The sequence below is a fragment of the [Clostridium] ammoniilyticum genome, from assembly GCF_025566905.1.
GTDB classification, from domain to species: domain Bacteria; phylum Bacillota_I; class Bacilli_A; order Erysipelotrichales; family Coprobacillaceae; genus Faecalibacillus; species Faecalibacillus intestinalis.
The window spans coordinates 13711-34282 of record NZ_JAOQJR010000002.1 but is presented as its reverse complement, the minus strand read 5'-3'; the positions used below and the strand labels follow the sequence as shown (position 1 = coordinate 34282).

Here is a 20572-nt window from a genome sequence, read left to right as displayed (position 1 = left end):
CGTCAATATTTTTTTATAGTTTTGTAAAATTGGGAGGAAGAATAATGAATAGAAAGAAGAAGTTGTTTTCACTATTATTGGTGGTAGCCATGATAGTAACAGCAGTTTCAACAAATGTATTTAGTGCATTTGCTGAAGAATCGGTAGATTTATCTCAATTTATTGATAAAAATCTACCAAGTGATGTAGTTGATAGAAGTTATATTAAAATTGGAGACCATATTTTACAGCCGAATATAGAAAACAAAATACCGTATGGTTCAACAATTTCTATCAAACTAGTATGGGGATTTATTGATAATCAGTTTCCAACAAAAGATAATAATACGATGGTTTATCAATTACCCGATGGTATTATTATGGAGGAAGGTGTTAAAGATTTAAAAGATGGTACAGAAACTGTAGGACATTTTGAGGTGAAAGGTAATACAATTACAGTTAAATATAATGCAGGAGATCAAAGTGAATTATTTTTTAGTAAGTCAAATAGATATGGTTCACTTATTATCAATGGAACGCTTAATGATTCGTTTACAAATGATCATGAAGGTGGAAAAGGAAAACTAGACTTACCAGGTGTTGGTCAATTTATCATTGATATGGATCGTGATAAATCTAACGATAAGGTAGATATTGAAAAAACAGGAGGAAAGGTTATAAGTGATGGGGATAATCTTTCTGCAGAATTTAAATTAAAGGTTTCAGCAACTGGTCCACAAACAAACGTTGTTGTGACTGATCAAATGGATGAAAATATGACATTAGATGGAGATGTTCAATTTTACACAGATGAAGCCTGTACAATTTCTTATACTGGTACAGTTACAAATAATTTAAAAGAAACTAATAAATTTCAATATACAATTGGAAGTATGAATGATAAAGAAGTTTTATATGCTAAATATAAAGTAAAAGTAAAAAAAGATGTTTTTGCATATAATCCGGATGATTGGAATTCTAAAGTTGGAAATAATATAACTGTAAAGAGTGATACACAAACAAATGAAAAAAATTCTTATAAGAAATTAGAATATACTAAGAAAAATTGGGCAGAAAAAAAGCATAGTGTTACTGGTGATGATAGTAATAAAGTTATCAATTGGGAAGTTACGTTAAATCCTGGGGGTAATTTTGATATTGGTGGTTCTACTATTAAAGACTCGTTAGGTGATAATATTGGTGAATATATTGATGGAAGTTTTAAATGTAGTCCTTCTATTGAAGGATTAACATGGGAAAGTTTAACAACTAGAAATTTCCAAGTACCTGCTGGATGTGATAAGGAGTACAAGATGACTTACCAAACTAAATTTGGTGAAGATCCTAGTAATGCGCCAGCTATTACAAAGAGTAATACGTTCACTATTAATCCTTTTGGTAATACACAAAACACGGATTATACAGATTCATTTAAAGTAGGAAAAGAAAATTATCAATTTATTGAAAAAACTTGTCTAACAACAGGAAATTCACAAAAGGTTGCATGGCAAATAAAAATTAATGTTCCTGAAAATGGTATAAATCATTTAATTGTTAAAGATACAACGCCAGAAGGAATGAATTATAAATCATATCAAGTTAAAAGTGGATATAATGGTACACCAATATTTAGTCAAAAGGATAGAGAATTAACTTTTGACTTTGGAAAAGTAAATGAAGGAACTATTATTATACAAGTTATTACATCTCTAGATAATATTCCATCAACAACAACATCTTATGCAAATAAAGGTGAATGTTTTAATGAAACAAAGAAATTAGGGGAAAGTAATGCTAATTATGATTATAAAATTGAAACTTTTCTTGAAAAAGAAGGTTATTGGGGTAGCTCTTGTAATAAAGATGAAATGGCTTGGAAATTAATTGTAAAAAAAGTACCAACCGATGCAAAAAATGTTTTTATTGAAGATACACTTCCTGAAAATACACAGTATGTAGATAACTCATTAGATATAATTGAAAAATGGGATAGTCAAATAACAAATGAAGAGATTCTTAAGAATATTCAAGTAGAAAAAGAAAACGGAAAAGTTAAGTTTATATTTACAAATGCAGCATTAGATTATTTGAAAACAAATTCTTTAAATCTAACATATAAAGCAAGCATTATAGATGTTTCAAAAGCACTAGGAGATAAAGCCTATGACAATAAGGCGTCTTTATCTATTGATGGCAATATTTCAACAGCAACAGCTACAAGATGGTTTGGGTTATCAAAAAACGATATTTTAAAGAAAGAATATACTTATAATCAAGATACAGCACCAAATGTTAGATATAAAATTACGGTGAATGAAGGTGCAATTAAATTAAATGAGGGTAAAGATATCGAACTTGTTGATGAAATGGGAAGTGCTCTTGATTATTATATGAATAGTTTAACAATTAATGGTAATAAAGCTACGGCTAATCAAGTAAGCTATGATGAAACAAAACATGTATTAAAAATAATAATTCCTGATGAAAAGAAAGTTGTTCTTGAATATGAAGCAACTATTAATTTACCAGTAGGTGAAGATAGTAGCGCATTAAATGAAACAAATGCCTACAATAAGTGTTCTTTAAAAGGAATACCAAATCAATCTGAATTAGAGACGTATGTTTCTTTGAAAGGAAAAGTACTTGAAAGTTCAGGAGCTTCCACAGGGAATGGCGTCAGTATAAAACTTTATAAATGTGATAAAGATGACCAAACAGATGCTTTAGAAAAAGCAAAATTTAGCTGTAGTGAAGTAACATATAATAATAATTTTGAAACAACTGCTACAAAATTAAAAGCAGAGGGCGAAACATTACCAACGGGTTATCTTACTTTTTCTGGGTTGAGTAGAAATGTTCTTTATAGAATTGTTGAAACAGAAGCACCTGATAATTATAAATTAGATGCTACACCACATTATTTTATATTTAAAGGAAATAGTGAAGAAAATTATCCTGAAGCTATTAAAGAAGGAGATAATACTTATCCTGTAACACTTATTGATAAAACACAAGCAATGCATTTTTATACAATTTCTAACGAAAAAGGAACAACAAAAGAAAATACTATTGAAATTAGTAAAATAGATGCACAGACGAAATCTGAATTGAAGAACGCACACCTAAGTATTATTAATAAAGATACAAATGAAACTGTAAAAAGTTGGATAACTGGCGAAAATAATAATCCAGGAAAAGTTAAACTAGAACCAGGAACATACGTTTTAAAAGAAACCAAAGCACCAGAGGGATATATGGTAGCTGATGATATTACGTTTGTTGTGGATAATGATGGTAATATAGTTGGCAATGATCAAAATACAATAATCATGGAAGACAAACATATCGAAAAAGGTAAACTTATTCTAACTAAAACAGTAGAAGGGAATATTTCTAAAGAAAATGCCAAAAAGATTACATTTAAAGTAATGAATCAAGAAACAAAGAAGACAGATAAATATACTTTAGATGAGTTTTCGTATGATGAAGCAAGTAAAACTTGGACAAAAGAGTTAGATGTTTTAGCTGAAGAATATACAGTTGAAGAAACAAATTCGTCAGTGGAAGGTTATACAGTAAAAACAACTTATAAAATTGATACACAAGAAATAGAAGGTAAAAAAACTGAAAGTATACAAATTGAAAATCAAGGTGAAGTAACTGTAGCCTTTAAAAATAGTTACACTCCAAAATCATATGAAGTAGCTATAAGCAAACAAGATCTAACAAATGAAAAGGAAATTGCTGGAGCAACACTTAAAATAGTAAATCAAAAAACAAAAGAAGAAGTAGCTTCATGGGTCAGTGAAAAAGATAAGACACATACTGTTTCATTACCGTTTGGTGAGTATATACTTATTGAAGAAGTAGTACCTGACGGTTATAAAAAAGCAGATGATATTTATCTTAAAGTTTCTAAAAATGGAGAAATATCTATAAAAGGTAAGGATGGTACTTATAGTAAAACAAATAAAGTCATCATGAAAGATGAGGCAAAACCTGGAAAAATAGTAATTAGTAAAAGTGTTACTGGTTCAATCAATAAAGAACAAGCTGAAAAAGTTATAAGTTTTAAAGTAACAAATAATTCAACGAAAGAAGTAAATACGTATTCATTAAAAGACTTTAATTATGATGAAAGTAATAAAAAATGGACAAAGGAATTAATACAAGTTGCAGGAGGATATAAAGTTGAAGAATTAGTAACGTCTATAAAAGGGCATAAATTATCTTTAACTCAATATCAAATAAATGAAAATGGTGAAATAAAAGAAAAGGTAACAGATAAAATAGCAGAAAAGGTTACTGTTAAAAAAGATAAAACGACATTTATTGAATTTGAAAATAATTATGATTTAAATGTGTTTGATGTTGAAATAGATAAGACAGATATTTCTGGTACAAAAGAAGTAGATGGTGCGAAGTTAAAAGTAATTGATGAAGAAGGTAATCTAGTAGAAAGATGGATTTCTGGTCAAGATGATGAAAAAACGCATAAATTAAAATTATCTCCTGGGAAATATACTCTTATTGAAGAAGAAGCTCCTTATGGTTATAGAGTGGCGGATCCTATTGATTTCAGTGAATGAAAATGGTAAGATTGAAGGCATGAGTGAAAATAAAATCACTATGAAAGATGAAAAAACACAAGCTAAATTAATTCTTACTAAAACAATAGAAGGGGATATTCCCAAAAAAGATGCACAAAAGATTACTTTTAAAGTAACAAATCAAAAAACAAACAACGTAGATAAATATACTTTAGATGATTTTTCTTATGATGAAGTAAACAAAATTTGGACGAAAGAATTGGATGTTTTAGCTGGAGAATATACAGTTGAAGAAACAAATTCATCAATAGAAGGTTATACAGTTAAAACCACTTATATAATAAACGGACAAGAAGTAGAAGATCAAAAAACAGAAAGTATACAAATTGAAGATCAAGGTGAAGGAAATGTAGCTTTTAAAAATAGTTATACTCCAAAATTATATGAAGTCTCTATTCGTAAACAAGATATCTTAAATAATGAAGATATTGAGGGCGCTAGTTTACAAATCCAAAATAAGGATACAGGTGAAATTATTAGTATTGATTCATCAAAGGATGGACAAAAGGTTAATCTTGGATATGGAAATTATATTTTAACTGAAATAACTGCACCTGATGGTTATAAAATTGCGAATCCTATCGAATTTGTGGTTACAAAAGATGGAAAAGTAAAAATCAATGATAAAGTGGTCAATGAAGTTATCATGAAAGATCAACCTATAGGTAAATTGGTTATTACTAAAACAATTCAAGGAAATTTATCAAAGGAACAAATTGGTGATTCAATAAAGTTTGAAGTAACACAAAATGATACACAAAAATCTCATATATATTCATTAAATGATTTTATTTATGATGGAAATCGTTGGATTCTAGAATTAGAAGAAAATACAGGAGGTTATACTGTCAAAGAACTTGTTGATGATATACATGGTTATACCCTTGTAAAAACAATCTACATGATAGGAAATGAAGTAAATGAAGGTAAAAGTGTAGATATTGATGTAGAAAAAGGAACTGCAGCAACAGTAGCTTTTGAAAATACTTATGAATTAACAACTTATGATGTAAAAGTTGATAAAGTAGACAAAGAAAATGATGAAAAAATAGCAGGTGCAGAGCTTAAAGTTATTAATCAAGCAAATGAAGAAATTGCTCACTGGATAACGGATGGTAAAAATTCTTATAATTTAAAATTAGTACCTGGAACTTATACATTAATTGAAGTAAACGTACCAAAAGGTTATGAAATAGCTAAGCCAATAACATTTGTTGTTGGGGAAGATGGTAAAGTTGTTGACTATCAAAACAATAAGATTATTATGAAAGATAAAGCTAAACCAGGTAAACTTGTGATTGCTAAAATTATAAAAGGTAATATTTCAAAAGAACAAGCAGAAAAATCTGTAAAATTTGAAGTCATAGACAAAGATACACAAGATAAAAAGGTCTATTCATTAAATGATTTTGAGTATGATGAAAATAGTGGAAAGTGGATGTTAGAGTTAACAAAAGTTGCTGGTAAATATACAGTCAAAGAGCTTACTGATGATGTTCAAGGATACAAGCTTACTCATATAGTATCTATCATAGATGGAAAAGAAAAAGGTGATGTAGCAGCAAATCTCAATGTAGAAAAAGATGAAACAACAACTATTGAATATACAAATAATTATGAAGAAAACAAAATAGAAACTAAAGAAAATAAATCTGATCAAACTCCAAAGCAAGAATCTAAAAAAGCTAAAACGGGTGATGATACACAAATTTTAGAAAATCTTATGTTATTGATATCTTCATTGGGTGGAATTTTATTTGGACTTAGATTTTATAGAAGAAAAAATGAGTTTTAATTTTTAGAAAAAATACGGTAATGATTTATCGTATTTTTTTTATTTTAAATGTGTTAAAATAGTGCAGGAGGTTTTTTATGAAGACAACAATACATACATTAAAAAAAGAATACAAAGATAATCAAACTTACTTAAATGAAAAACAAAAGCTTTTTCAAAATTTGACATATCATATGATAGAAAAAGAACTTCATCATAATGATATTGATATAAATTATGAAGAAGTTTTAAATTACTATAATGATTGTAAAGATACTGATGAAACAATTGCATATTTTGATGAAAAATATGATCAACAATTAGATCGATTAGGTGAAAAAAATGAAATGTTTGACGATGATGCACTTGTTTATTATATTGTTAAAGTCATTGAACATCATGAAGATATTCATCAAGTTCCAGATAAAAACTATATAGCTAGTGATATTATTGATTTGATTCAAAAAGATCATGATTATTATGATTTGCTTGAACAAACACAAAGTATCATGAAGCGTTTAATCAAAATGAAACATGAAAAAAATCAAGACTTACAAAATACGTTTAGTCCTTATGGTATTGATTTGGAACAATTTTTTACACGTGTTTTCCAAGAAATTGATTATGTTGAACATCAAGGTTCTTTTCTAAAAAAAATCTATCAACTTTTAAAAGAACTTCAAAATGAATATGCACTTTCTTTAAGATATGTAGAAATTCAAATGGATGTTTTAAGCACCCTTACAAAATATACTCAAGAAAATTTAGATGAAGAAATAAAAGAGCTTTGTAAGAATTATCCACAATATCGCTTTATGCTTTATTACAAAATAATGACAACTTTACAACAAATAGGAAATAATGATTTGTTGAAAAAATATTATCAAGAAATTAATACTTGTATACCCATGAATGAAGAACAAAAAGATTTATTAGAAGTCATTCAAGAAATTTTTGGATAGGAGAATTTTTATGAAAAAAGATTTATATTTAATGAGACATGGACAAACATTATTTAATGTTAGAAGAAGAATTCAAGGATGGTGTGATTCACCATTAACTGAATTAGGAAAACAACAAGCTTTAAAAGCTAAAGAATACTTAAAGGATATTTCTTTTGACCATTATTATAGTAGTACATCAGAAAGATGTTGCGATACGATTGAACTTATTATTGGAGACCATTATTATAAAAGATTGAAGGGATTAAAAGAAAGAAATTTTGGTTTATTTGAAGGAGAAAGTGAAGATTTAAACCCTAAGTTTGATGATTTTGGTTATGATGATTTATTTCCACATTATGGTGGAGAAAGAAGAGAAGATGTACAAAAAAGATTAAAAGAAACACTTACAGATGTGATGGATAAAGAAGATCATCAAACAGTTCTTGCTCTTTCACATGCTGGTGCTTGTATGTGTTTTTTATCCACTGTTATTGATCCTGGAGAAGTATTAAAAAGTGGAGGCCTTACTAATTGTTGTATATTACATTTTACATTTGAAAATGATACTTTTAAGTTTGTTGAAATTATTCGACCATAATAAAAAAACATTGATAAAAAGTAGACTTTTTAAATCAAAAGAGGTAAAATAAATGTGAGAAAAATAGTAGAGGTTGGCTACTTCATATAAACTTACTTTCCACTTGTCATAATATAAAAAGAGAACCAACCAAGAAGAAACAGGGTGACCTGTTTTTTCTTTTAGGAGGAGTTATGGTTATTTATTTTGATTTAGACGATACACTTTATCGTTTATATGATCCTTTTTATAAAGCTTATCAAAAAGTATTTCATGAAGATCTTGATATATATGCTTTATGGAAACAAAGTAGAATCTATAGTAATGAAATTTACCCAAAATATTTAAATAAATTAATAACAAAAGATGAATTATCTACTTATCGTTTAAAGAATGCTTTTAAAGATTTTCATCAATTCATTACAAATCAACAAGCACTTGATTTTCAAAAAGTCTATGAAGATCAACAAGCACATTTAACATTATCTTCTACAATGAAAGAACTTTTTAACTACTTAAAAGAAAAGAATATTTCTTATGGTATTATTACTAATGGAAAAGAAAAAATACAAATGAATAAAATTAATTCATTATTTCCAATCATTGATTTTCCTATTATAATTTCAGAAAAAGTAGGTTATCAAAAACCACAAAAAGAAATCTTTGAATTAATTCAAGGAAATGATAGTTACTATGTAGGAGATGGTTATGAAATAGATATGATGGGAGCTTATCAAGCAGGAGTAAAGACGATTTGGTATAATCATCAAAAACAAGAAAAGGATACTTCTTTTATTGATTTTGTTGTTTATAGTGATGAAGAATTATTAGAGGTGGTTAAGAAGTTAAATAATGATTGACACAGGAAACGATGTCAAGTAGAATAAACATAAATACAGTGACTAGACCTAGTAACAAATGATTAAAATATAGAGAGTCTTTGGTTGGTGGAAAAAGATTTGGCGTCATTTGTGAATACAGCTATGAGTAGAATGTTGAATTGAGTAGGCATCTCCGGTGATCACCGTTACATGATGAGAGTATGATTGTACTTGATGAGGCTTAAAGGGTGACCTTTAGGTGAAAAAAGGTGGTACCACGGGAATAGAGCTCGTCCTTTATAGGATGAGTTTTTTTGTTTATAAAGGAGGAAAAAGAAAATGATTATTGTATTAAAACAAGAAGCTAAAACTGAAGATGTGGCAAGAATTGAAAAAACTATTGAAGAAAAAGGACTACAAGTTCATGTTTCAAAAGGAGAAAATCAAACAATAATGGGACTCATTGGAGATACAACAAAAGTAGATCCAGAATCAATTGAAGTTGATCCAGCTGTAGAAAAGGTCATGCATGTATCAGAACTATATAAATTAGCTAATAGAGCTTTCCATCCAGAAGACTCAGTTATCGATGTCGGTGGTGTTAAAATTGGTGGAGGACATCTAGCAGTGATTGCTGGACCATGTTCAGTAGAAAGCAAGGAACAAGTGATTGAAATCGCTAAAGCAGCCAAAGCAGCAGGAGCTAATCTATTAAGAGGTGGAGCATTCAAACCAAGAACATCACCATATGCTTTCCAAGGAATGGGATCAGCAGGGTTAGATATTCTAGTAGCAGCTAAAGAAGCAACAGGACTACCAATCGTATCAGAATTGATGGATGCAGAATACTTAGATGAATTCATTGAAAAAGTAGACTTGATTCAAATTGGAGCAAGAAACATGCAAAACTTCGACTTGTTAAAGAAAGTCGGGAAAGCAACAAAGAAACCAATCTTGTTAAAAAGAGGGTTGAGTGCAACATTCCAAGAATGGATCATGTCAGCAGAATATATCATGGCAAGTGGGAATCCAAATGTCATCCTATGTGAAAGAGGAGTGAGAACATTTGAATCATACACAAGAAATACATTAGACTTACAAGCAGTACCAGTCATCAAAGAATTGACACACTTACCAATCATTATCGATCCAAGTCATGCTGGAGGAAAATGGTGGTTAGTAAATCCAATGGCAAAAGCAGCAGTCGCAGCAGGATGTGATGGATTAATGATCGAAGTGCATAATAATCCAGAAAAAGCATTATGTGATGGACCACAATCATTAAAACCAGCCAAATTTGAACAATTGATGAAAGAATTAAAACCAATTGCTGATGCTGTTGGTAAAGAAATATAAAAGTACCACTATTGGTGGTACTAAGAAATACGATAATGACCAATAATGTCATTTCTTTTTTCTAAAATATCTTCTTCATAATAAAGTTGATGAGGATAAGCATGGTGAATCACGAAAGTGATTCCCTTTTTATTTCGATAATTAGAAACAATACCAATATGTTTTTTAAAGATAACAATATCGCCACCTTGCCACTTATCTAAATCATAAATATCGAGAGTCAAAGATAGGGCGTGTCTTTTAAAATAAACATTTAAATTTCTTACTCGTCGAAAATCAATATTTTTATCTGGATGTTCAACTTGATAACTTTGAGGATTTTCTCTAATATCTTGATCTACAAGAATTTGTAGATCATAACCTGTATTCAATAAGCCAAAAGCGACAACATCACTACATACTCCATAATGGTCTGTTGGGTAACCACCTTGATAATACTTACTTTTGTATTGAGGTTTTGTTTCAATATATTTTCTAACGTTTTGTACAATATCACTTTGATCGTCAATACCATCATGATCTTGATCATTTATGCTTTTATAAGTTTGAATACCAAAATCATCATTTGTATATTTTGGATGAGGTAAAAGATTATTTTGATAAAAAATGTAAGTAAGAATCAAAATGATCGGTATGAAAATAAGAAAGAACTTCTTCATTATTTACCACAACATTTTTTATATTTTTTACCACTTCCACAAGGACAAGGATCATTACGCCCCACTTTGATGACTTTTGTTGGTTTTTTCTTACCAAAATCATTTTGTTGCTTTTCAATTTGAGCATATTGTAAAGCAAGTTCTTCTTCATTTATTGCTTTAAAAAGCTCAATGACATGATGAATAATATTTTCTGTTTCAATATTATATTCGATAGATAGAGGTAAATGTTTTTGAATCATATTTTTTAATTCTTGTAAGTTATTTTGTTTATAAAGACACGAAAAATAAGCATCCATAATTTCATAATCATAAGGGTAATGCTCAAGTAATTCTTGAAAATATGAAATTCCTTGATCATTATCTTGATAAAAATAAGATAAAGCTAAGTTTTTATAAAAAGGGCAAAGATACTTATCATCTTTAAAATAATTCATAAAGTCTTGATGAAATTCTATACTTTCTTGATATTTCTTTTCTTGAATAAAAAGTTGACTTAATTGATTGAATTTTTCTTGAAGATGATAATTAAATCCAAAGAGTTTACCAAGTTCCAATAAACTTGGTTGATTTTCAAGATAAGCTTTAAATTCATTCCATAACTGGTAAAGCTCATTTAAATGATTTGTATTTTCTATTTCTTTTAATAATATTTCTTTTTCCATGAGAAATCCTCCTTTTTTAAATCATATCATATTATGTCATATTTGGTAAAAACAAAACTATTGTGTATAATAGTTGTGGTGAGAAAATATGGATCAAAAACATAAATCAAATTTAATTATTACATGTTTATGCCTGATAATCGTTTTTGTTTCTTTACTAACAATGTATGATAATTTTTCTTTTCATACATATAATACAAAAACGTATTATGATTATTTTTTATCATTAAATCATCAAGGCTTTACTTTACAGGATTATGAGCTTTATAAAGATCAATCAAATTATCATTGTGGAGATGGGACACTTGTTTTAGGAAAAATCGATTCTCTTGTAGACGGACAAGATATCGATGTCATAATTCAAATAAATAGAAAACAACATATTGATTATTCTTTAAAATATTTAGAGGGTGGAAGTTATTCTTTAGAAAATAAGGAAGATTTAAAAAATATAAAAGAAATCAAAAATGTTCAGTTAATCATCAAAGATGATAACCAAAAGACGGTTTATCAACATACTTTAAAATTAAAACAAGTTGAAAAATTAGCATGTTCTTCAAAAACATTTAAAGTAGAAAATGCATGTGTCAGTGATGATTTTATGAGACTTGGGTATTTAACGTCTACAGATGAAGATTTATTGAAGAAATATCCAAATATTTCATTAGAATATCGTTATTTAAAAAGTAATAAATTAAATGATAAAAATGATAAGAATTATGTTGTATTTAAAAAAATAAATGGAAAGACTAAAGAAATTGTTAATCAAAAAATCTATCAAACATATAATCATGATTTAAATCAAGGATCTTTAAAAAAGAAAAAATTAAGTGTTGTTATTATTTTATCAAAAGATCAAAGTCAAAAAAGTTATGTTTTCAAATTAAACTTTTCAAAGGAAAATGGTGGTTTGTATGAATAAAGAAAAATACTTAAAATTAAAAAAAGATTTTATTGTTTTATATCTTGCAAGAAATGGAATCATGACTTTTTTAATTACACTTTTTACATTTAGTTTGGATTTATCAAATTATTATCAAATATCCTTTCCAGCAACAATACCATACATCTTTTTTAATAATATTTTTACATTAATGTATTTTTGCTTATTATGGATTTTTAATTATTTGCTTTTTGAATTGTTTAAAATCATTAATGATTGGTATGATGAAAATCATCAACAAACATTAAAATTTATGTATCATGAACATAATTATTCAATCTCATGGATGATGTATGTAATCATGGCTATTTTACTTGTTATTATACAAATTGTTCAATTGCCAACATTATTTCATATAGATGCTTATTTGATGTTTGGATTTATGATTTTACGTTCACTGAAACAAATATATAAAAATAGACTCTAAGAGTCTATTTTAATAAATGACTAAGACTGTCAAGTAATTCATCTTTTGAGCTTAAAGAATTATAATAAGTTTCAAAAAGAACACCAAGCCCTGGTAAGACGGTTTCTTCTTTAGAAGCAATACCACTTTCAATAATCTCTTTAAGTTCACTACTTGAACAAGCATGTAGTCTTTGAAATATAGCTTGTCGAATATCCATTTTATCACTCCTTAAAAAGAGTGACCCAAAAAGGAGAAAAATATACATGGTAGAAACTAAAATAATTATTTTAGATCAACAAGAAATTGTTTATAAAATTCATTATAAAAGAATTAAGAATTGTTACTTAAGAGTAGAAAAAGGAGAAGTGGTAATTCGTTGTTCACCGCTGTTTCCTCAAAGTGAAATAGAAAAATTGATTAGAAATCATCAAGAAGAAATACTTGAACAAATAAAAGGATATGTTCCTAAATATAACTATCAAGAAGATGGTTATGTTTATTTGTTTAATCAAAAATATCAAATTATTTTAAAAGATATGAATATCAAAAAATGTGCCATTCATGATCGTCAAATCTATGTTTATTCAAAAAATATCCAAGCAACCATTGAAATGTTTTTAAAACAAGAATTGATGAATTATTTAAAAGAAAGAATAGATTTTTATTTAAGTACGAGCTTTCATCATGCTTTTCCTGAAATTCAAATTAAGAAAATGAAAAGAAGATGGGGTGCTTGTTTTTATCAAAAAAATAGAGTGTGCTTTAATTTAGTATTAGCACATATTGATTATGCTTTAATTGATTATGTTATTGTTCATGAACTTTGTCATTTTCTTGAAGCAAATCATTCAAAAGCATTCTATCATGAAATAGAAAAAAGAATGCCAGATTATAAAGAAAGAGAAAGATTATTAAAGGATGTGGGTATATGATTACGTCAATGCAAAATAAAACGGTTAAAGAATTATTAAAATTAAAACAAAAGAAATATCGAAAAGATTATTATTTAGTAGAAACAAATCATTTAGTAGAGGAAGCAATCAAAGCTAAACAAACAGATTTGATTATTTCAACTGAACCAGTTGATTTAGGTGTAGAAAATTTAGTAGTATCTAAAGAAATTATGGAAAAACTTGCTTTTACTAAAACACCTCAACCTATTATGGCAAGATGTTTTATTCAAAAAGATAAGAAATTAGTTGATGGAAAAAGATATTTGATTTTAGATTATCTACAAGATCCTGGAAATATTGGAACACTTATTCGTACAGCACTTGCTTTTGGCATAGATCAAGTGATTTTATCTAATGAATGTGTGGATCTTTATAATGATAAATTACTGCGATCAATGCAAGGAGCACACTTCCATCTTTCTTGTCTTTATGGGGATTTAAAAGAAATTATTCCTGCTTTAAAAGAAAAAGGTGTCTGTGTTGTAGGCAGTGCTTTAGAAAATGGAAGACCTATTCATGAAATTAAAAAACAAGAAAAGATGGCCTATGTTTTAGGAAATGAAGGGAATGGGATGGAAAAAGAGATTATCGACATTTGTGATCAAATTGCCTATATTCCAATTACAACCATTGAATCATTAAATGTGGCTGTGGCAGGAAGTATTATGATGTATCATTTTCAAGGAGAATAGGTATGGATAAGATATTATTTTTTGACATTGACGGGACACTAGGACAACATGGTGTTATTACAGAATCAAATTTAAAAGCACTGCATTTATTAAAAGAAAAAGGATATAAGACGTTTATTTGTACGGGAAGAGCTCCATTTTATGCCAAACGTTTATTTGGTGATCTTGTTAGTGGAATTATTAGTTGTAATGGACGTTATATTCTTTATGAAGGAAAGAAGCTTTATAGTAGAGCTTTTACCAAGAAACAATTAGATTATTATGTACATAAACTTGATCAAGGAAAACTAGGGGCGATGTTTGTTAGTGATGATAAAGCTTTAAAATATCATTTAGATCAAAAACAAGAAGTTGATTTAGAAAAGGAATATGGTATTGAACATCTTGTTGATTCTTTAGAAGGAGATTTTTATACGTTTGATATGTTTTATCAAAGTCAAGAACATTATCAAACAATGGTTGAAATCTTTAAAGAAGATTTAATTATTAATGATCATGGCGGAATGGGTTCTTGTGATTGTTCAACAATTGAATTTGATAAAGGCAGTGCGATTGCCTATCTATTAGATTATTTCCATATTGATAAAAATAATGCGTATGCTTTTGGTGATGGTTATAATGACCAAGCAATGTTTAGAGAAGTAGGACATGGTATTGCAATGGGAAACGCAGTAGATGTATTAAAAGAAAAAGCAACTTATGTGACTGATGATTTTGATCAAGAGGGAATAATCAAAGCATTGTATCACGAGGGGGTGCTTCATGAATGTACGTGTACGAAAAAATAAAATTGGATGAACATTTACCTATTAAAATATTAGATTTGTATTATGAAAGTAGTGAAGAAAATGTTGAAAAACATTGGCATAATAGTATAGAAATATTGGTTCCTATATTAGGTAAGGTAGAAATATGGGATAATGGACATATGATTAGAAGTCAAAATGTTGATGTTTATATTATTAATAGTAAAAATATTCATGGGATTTCTTTTGTAAGCGGGTATGAGGTTTATAAAGGATATGGCATTCAAATTAATTATGATTATATTAAAAGCATATTTCCTTTGATTGATCATTATGAATTTGTACAACCAGATGGAGAAGTTTCCCGGGAAATAGTACGAACAATCTATAGAATAGTCGATATTTATGATGATGATAAAGAGTATGGTCATATTGCGATTAAAGGTCTAACAGATATATTAATGTATATACTTTTAAAAAAATTACTTGTAAGAAAAAAATATGTACTTCAAGAAAATGAAATAAATAATAATAAAATAGTGAAGATTGTTAATTATATTGATCAACATTATAAAGAAAACTTAAGTATACAAGTATTAGCTGATCATTTTTATGTTTCACAATCTTATTTATCAAGATATTTTAAACAAAATTTTGGAACAACAATTAAAAAATATATTGATAGTGTTAGATTGGAAAAAGTAATTAATGATATATTACATACTAATCTATCGATGACAGATATTGCTTATAATAATGGCTTTGCGAATCCTAAATCATTTAATAGAATTTTTAAAAGAATTTATAAAATGACACCTCATGAATATCGAAAGTTATTAAAATAGAGTTTATTAGTTCAAATAAAGACCTATTATAAAGAGTAATAAATGATATACTTTTTTTAGGGAGGAAATTCTAATGAAGAATACAAAAAGATTTTTGCTTTGTTTTGTGATGCTATTTTCACTTGCGATAGCGCCTGTCTATGCAGTAAATAGTAATCATGTACTTAATGGAACTTATTCTTTAATTGTAGATGAATATGATTGGGGAGTAGCAACACCAAGAGTAATTGTAAATGTTGATCAAGAAATAACGACAATTGATAAAGATGTTTTAAAGGTTGTAGAAACTAAAGAAAATGCTGAAGATTTTCAAAGAACAATTGTAGATGCTTATATTTCTGATCAAAATGGTCAAAAAGTAGAAGGTGCTTCAAAATATTTTACAATTGATTTAAAAGTAAGTCCAACAGAAGGAAGTCCTTTCATTTATAAAAGTTTTAATGAATGGGCAGATCCTTATTATTTAACAATTTCATTAAAAGAAAATAAAGAAATAATTGATGGTCAAAATGAATATGATACTTTAAATATTGATACAAATTATACATCTCGTTCTTTATCTGCGGGAGATCAATTTGATTATTCAGGTAGATATCAAGCAACAGATGGAACAAATTATAGTTTTGCTACATATTCACCAGCAAAAGATGATCATAAAAATGCTTTAGTTGTATGGTTAAATGGTGGAGGAGAAGGTGGTACAAATCCTCAAATAGCAGTATTGGGAAATAAAGTGACAGGTTTAATTAGTCCAGAAATTCAAGAAAAACTTGGTAATGCTTATGTTTTTGTTCCACAATGTCCAACGCTTTGGATGGATGGTTATGGTGATTTTGAATTTACTGAATCAGGATTAAAATTTACACCAAGACATACACCTTCAACATATGTAAAGAGTTTAATGGAATGTATTAAAGCGTATGTTGATAGTAATGATGATATTGATACAAGTCGTATTTATATTGGTGGATGTTCTAATGGTGGGTATATGACAATGCAAATGGTTTTATCGTATACTGATTATTTTGCTGCAGCTTTTCCAATTTGCACAGGTTTTGATGCTAGTGATTTAAGTGAAAAAGATGCTCAAAAACTTAAAGATTTTCCATTATTTATTACGTATTGTGAAAATGATGATACGTTAGATCCAAATCAATTTTCAAGACCACTTATTGAAAAATTAAAAGCCGCTAACGCTACTAATCTTCATGTCTTTTCACCAGATGATGTTCATGATACATCAGGACTTTATAATGGAGAAGATGGAAAACCATATCAATATTCAACACATTGGTCATGGATCTATGTGTTCAATGGAGAAGCCATTGAAGATGATACATCATTAGAATTATTTTCATGGTTATCAAAACAAAGCAAACAAGTAAAAAATGAAAATGTAGAAATAGCAGATAAGGTTGAAGATTCTCAAAAAACAACAGAAAAAACAGCTGTAAAAACAGGAGACAATAGTCCAATATTTACTTATATGTCATTATTAGCTGTTGCAAGCTGTGCTTATTTGCTTATTGCACATAAAGAATATGAATAATATTTAAGAGTCAAGGATTGAAAAATCTTTGACTTTTTTTGTAAAAAAATACATTTGGATAGAAAAAGACCGATTTTATGCATGTTTTTGACATGCATGTAAGCGCTTTATTTTATATAATAATAGAAAAGGAGGGAATATGGATGTTTACAAAAAAGGTATTTATTAGTTCTTTAAGTATTATGTTTGCACTAAGTGGGATAAGTGTTGTACAAGCTCAAAATACTGGAGAACAAAAAACAAATTCAGATATTTCTGAACTATTAACGCTTGATGAAAATAATAGCGAATTTTTAAAAACGTTAATGAAAGATGGATATGCTGAATTAGGAAGGTACAAAGTCGAAAAAATCAAAGATAATGTTTATCATTGGGATGAAGGAACAAAGAAACTTCCTGGTGGAGCAACTGATGAAAATGGGGCAATGAATAATCCATCATCAATGTATTTTGTGTTATCAGAAGATGGTGTTGTATTAGTTGACTTAGGAAATGGTTCCCAAAATGAAGAAGATATTCAAAACGCTAAAACAATTGTTGAATCTATGACAGGTGATAAACATTTATCAATTATCATTACACATAGTCATGGTGATCATACTGGTTTTGGTAGATCAAAAGAAGTTTTTAGTAATGTAACAGTAGACAATGTATATGTAAGTGATGCTGATTATGATGTTGCATTTGAAGCTATTTCTCAATTTGATGGCAAAATAACAAAAGTACATAGTGGTGAAACAGTTGATATTTATGGTGCACCTTATGAATTTAATGTTGTTAATGCACATACTGAAGGTTCATTAATGATTACTGATGAAACACATGAAGCATTATTTACAGGTGATACTTTCGGTAGTGGATTTATTTGGGCACTTTTTGAAACAAATGGTGGTAATCCACTTGCTGCATTAGATAAAGGATGTTCACTTGCTAGAAAGATTTTAAATAATAATCCATCTCTATCTATTTTAGCAGGTCATCGTTGGCAACAATTCTGGGAAGATAATGCACAAAGACCAAATGAAATGTCAATTCAATATTTCAATGATATGGCTCAAGTTATTAGTGGTTTATTAGATGGTACAACTATTTCAAATAGTTATACAGCAGCATCTTGGGCACCAGATGCAGTTGAACTTTCAAGTAATGGTGCAAAAGCAAAAATCGATACATTACCTAAATATATTGAAGCTTATAAAAAAGCAGTTAATCAAATGCAAGAAGCTTATGTTTATAGTGGTAGTGATCAATTAAGTATTGAATCAGTAAATGCAGCTGCTGCACCTACATTTGTTGTTTATCCTGATGGTAATATGTCTGATGAAGAAGCAGAAAAATATATTGAAGCATCAGGTATTAAAGAAATTGTTAATCGTTCAGCAAGTAAAGTTTATGTAGCAAGACCAGCTAATGGTGTTGAATTTACAAGTGATGATGTTCAAGGATTTGAAGCAATCGTAGGTAAAATAGGTGTATCTAGTAACTTTAAATTAATTGGAATTGGTAATGGGGCTACATTCATTAATCAAAATTTAGCTTCTTATATGAACTTTGTTTCTGGTCTTGCATTAGTTAATCCCGAAAAAGGTATGGATGTTAATGTTTCAGTACCAACTTATTTAGTAACTGATAATGATGAAATTGTAAATACTTATGTAAAAGCAAATAGTGCAACTAAAACTGAAGATGGTTATTATGTAAATCCAGAAAGCCATTATGAAGTTGTTGCAGTTAATAAGGATACTGGTTTAGATGCAGTTTCTGCAACAAAAGATGCTTGGGAAAAAGTACTTAAGAAATTTGGTAGAATTGGAAATTATAGTGATGTTTATAAGGAAACAGCTACTTGGTATTCACGTCCTTTAATTTCAGGTAATAAAGAAGCTGATCAAGCAAGAAAATATCAATATTTTGATTCTGTAGATGCTATTGATAATATTGATCGTTATGTTAATACACAAGATTTAGATAATGATGGTATTGATTCATTATGGTATGAATATATTCCTGAACAATCAAAAGATGCTAAAGAAGGTAGTGTTCCTGCAGTTGTTTTATTCCATGGAAATACAAATGATCCAAGAACACAATATGATACATCTGGTTGGGCACAAATTGCTAGTGAAGAAGGCGTTATTCTTATTTGTCCTGAATGGCAAGGACACACTTATCAAGGATATACATATGATCCAATGACAGATGATTTAAATGCTACTGCAGATTCAGATGTTATTACAATGTTAAAACTTATTGAAGAAAAATATCCACAAATTGATCAATCAAGAGTTTATATTTCAGGATTATCAGCAGGAAGTATGAATACAACAAATGCTGGTTTATCTGATTCAAAATATTTTGCAGCAGCAGCAGGTCACTCAGGTCCATTTGGAGCAAGTGAATTAAATAAAAAAGCAGTTGCTGAAAATAAAGATAAATATGATATGCCTATTATCTACTTTACAGGTGATGGTGATGAATATTGTAAAGGTGCATTTGATACAACTGAATCAAATGGAGGATTACAAGTTGCACAACTTTATCAAGAATTAAATGATATGGAAGTAACACAACTTGAAGATGTTTTAGAAGCAGATGCTTATTTATATGGAGTTCCTTGGACAAAACGTTATACAATTGAACCTACAGCTGAAAATATTGCTAAAATTGATGTAGGAGCAATGGAAAATGCTAAAGGTGTAGAAATTAGCATGGCTCGTATTTATGGATGGGGACATTGGAACTATACTCCTGATGCTAAATTGATGTGGGAATTCATGAGTAAATATGCTCGTGATGTTAATACTGGTGAAACAATTCGTTTAGATAAACAAACACCAGAAACACCAACTAACCCAGATCAAAAACCATCAGATTCTAATGAACCAACAAAAACACCAGCTAAAAACGATACAGTGACTTCTACAACTACAAACGTTAAAACAGGTGATTCAACACAAGTAATGCCATTGGCTGTCTTTGCATGCTTGTCTGCATTGGCTTTTATCCTTGTAGTAAAAAAGAGTAAAAAAAATAATTAAATGATTTAAAAA

17 protein-coding genes and 1 other annotated feature are annotated in these 20572 nt (G+C 28.6%); of the genes, 14 read left to right on the top strand and 3 right to left on the bottom strand.

The features are described from left to right. Positions 1 to 44: 44 nt before the first annotated feature. The 6 genes from OCV55_RS02320 (at position 45) to aroF (ending at position 10061) form a co-directional block, all read left to right on the top strand. On the top strand, positions 45 to 4568 hold the full coding sequence (locus OCV55_RS02320; RefSeq protein WP_147579691.1) for an MSCRAMM family protein: 4524 nt from the start codon (positions 45 to 47) through the stop codon (positions 4566 to 4568). Then, complete coding sequence (locus OCV55_RS02315; protein ID WP_267309794.1) at positions 4561 to 6384, top strand: MSCRAMM family protein; 1824 nt, start codon at positions 4561 to 4563, stop codon at positions 6382 to 6384. Before OCV55_RS02320 ends, OCV55_RS02315 begins: the two co-directional genes overlap by 8 nt. 77 nt (positions 6385 to 6461) lie before the next feature. Next, a complete protein-coding gene (locus OCV55_RS02310) occupies positions 6462 to 7325 on the top strand; it encodes a hypothetical protein (protein WP_147579689.1) in 864 nt (287 codons plus the stop codon). A gap of 10 nt (positions 7326 to 7335) precedes the next feature. Then, on the top strand, positions 7336 to 7905 hold the full coding sequence (locus tag OCV55_RS02305) for a histidine phosphatase family protein (protein WP_032091703.1): 570 nt from the start codon (positions 7336 to 7338) through the stop codon (positions 7903 to 7905). Between the two features lie 173 nt (positions 7906 to 8078). Then, the gene (locus OCV55_RS02300) at positions 8079 to 8744 is read left to right on the top strand and encodes an HAD family hydrolase (protein WP_147579688.1); all 666 of its coding nucleotides are present in this window, start codon (positions 8079 to 8081) and stop codon (positions 8742 to 8744) included. A 29-nt stretch (positions 8745 to 8773) separates the two neighbouring features. Beyond that, positions 8774 to 9006 (top strand) — a binding site (T-box leader). A gap of 38 nt (positions 9007 to 9044) precedes the next feature. After that, positions 9045 to 10061: a 3-deoxy-7-phosphoheptulonate synthase gene (gene aroF / locus OCV55_RS02295; RefSeq protein ID WP_147579687.1), complete on the top strand. Its 1017-nt coding sequence runs from the start codon at positions 9045 to 9047 to the stop codon at positions 10059 to 10061. Between the two features lie 20 nt (positions 10062 to 10081). Here the strand turns inward: aroF and OCV55_RS02290 are convergent, their stop codons facing one another. Then, positions 10082 to 10720 (bottom strand): DUF1287 domain-containing protein, encoded by a 639-nt coding sequence (locus OCV55_RS02290; RefSeq protein ID WP_147579686.1) that lies wholly within the window; start codon positions 10718 to 10720, stop codon positions 10082 to 10084. Continuing rightward, on the bottom strand, positions 10720 to 11385 hold the full coding sequence (locus OCV55_RS13950) for a tetratricopeptide repeat protein (protein ID WP_317233016.1): 666 nt from the start codon (positions 11383 to 11385) through the stop codon (positions 10720 to 10722). The genes OCV55_RS02290 and OCV55_RS13950 overlap by 1 nt, the downstream gene beginning before the upstream one ends. A gap of 88 nt (positions 11386 to 11473) precedes the next feature. Here OCV55_RS13950 and OCV55_RS02280 point away from each other — a divergent pair, with 88 nt between their 5' ends. Together OCV55_RS02280 and OCV55_RS02275 are read left to right on the top strand one after the other, a co-directional pair. Beyond that, on the top strand, positions 11474 to 12307 hold the full coding sequence (locus OCV55_RS02280) for a hypothetical protein (RefSeq protein ID WP_147579685.1): 834 nt from the start codon (positions 11474 to 11476) through the stop codon (positions 12305 to 12307). Continuing rightward, positions 12300 to 12755 (top strand): hypothetical protein, encoded by a 456-nt coding sequence (locus OCV55_RS02275; RefSeq protein WP_147579684.1) that lies wholly within the window; start codon positions 12300 to 12302, stop codon positions 12753 to 12755. The genes OCV55_RS02280 and OCV55_RS02275 overlap by 8 nt, the downstream gene beginning before the upstream one ends. A gap of 4 nt (positions 12756 to 12759) precedes the next feature. Here OCV55_RS02275 and sspI read toward each other — a convergent pair whose 3' ends face one another. Then, the gene (gene sspI / locus OCV55_RS02270) at positions 12760 to 12954 is read right to left on the bottom strand and encodes a small acid-soluble spore protein SspI (RefSeq protein ID WP_022001886.1); all 195 of its coding nucleotides are present in this window, start codon (positions 12952 to 12954) and stop codon (positions 12760 to 12762) included. A gap of 46 nt (positions 12955 to 13000) precedes the next feature. Between sspI and OCV55_RS02265 the strand changes: the two genes are divergently transcribed. The 6 genes from OCV55_RS02265 (at position 13001) to OCV55_RS02240 (ending at position 20560) form a co-directional block, all read left to right on the top strand. Next, entirely contained in the window at positions 13001 to 13669 is a 669-nt protein-coding gene (locus OCV55_RS02265; protein ID WP_147579683.1) for a M48 family metallopeptidase, read from the top strand. Further along, positions 13666 to 14382, top strand: coding sequence for a TrmH family RNA methyltransferase (locus tag OCV55_RS02260; RefSeq protein WP_117347338.1), 717 nt, complete (start codon positions 13666 to 13668; stop codon positions 14380 to 14382). The genes OCV55_RS02265 and OCV55_RS02260 overlap by 4 nt, the downstream gene beginning before the upstream one ends. Before the next feature lie 2 nt (positions 14383 to 14384). Continuing rightward, complete coding sequence (locus tag OCV55_RS02255; RefSeq protein ID WP_147579682.1) at positions 14385 to 15170, top strand: HAD family hydrolase; 786 nt, start codon at positions 14385 to 14387, stop codon at positions 15168 to 15170. Beyond that, positions 15149 to 15973 carry a helix-turn-helix transcriptional regulator gene (locus OCV55_RS02250; protein ID WP_147579681.1) on the top strand — a complete coding sequence of 275 codons (825 nt, stop codon included), beginning with the start codon at positions 15149 to 15151 and terminating at the stop codon, positions 15971 to 15973. Before OCV55_RS02255 ends, OCV55_RS02250 begins: the two co-directional genes overlap by 22 nt. Before the next feature lie 73 nt (positions 15974 to 16046). Further along, positions 16047 to 17522: a prolyl oligopeptidase family serine peptidase gene (locus OCV55_RS02245; RefSeq protein ID WP_107030597.1), complete on the top strand. Its 1476-nt coding sequence runs from the start codon at positions 16047 to 16049 to the stop codon at positions 17520 to 17522. A gap of 143 nt (positions 17523 to 17665) precedes the next feature. Beyond that, positions 17666 to 20560 carry an MBL fold metallo-hydrolase gene (locus OCV55_RS02240; RefSeq protein ID WP_032091693.1) on the top strand — a complete coding sequence of 965 codons (2895 nt, stop codon included), beginning with the start codon at positions 17666 to 17668 and terminating at the stop codon, positions 20558 to 20560. Positions 20561 to 20572 lie beyond the last annotated feature (12 nt).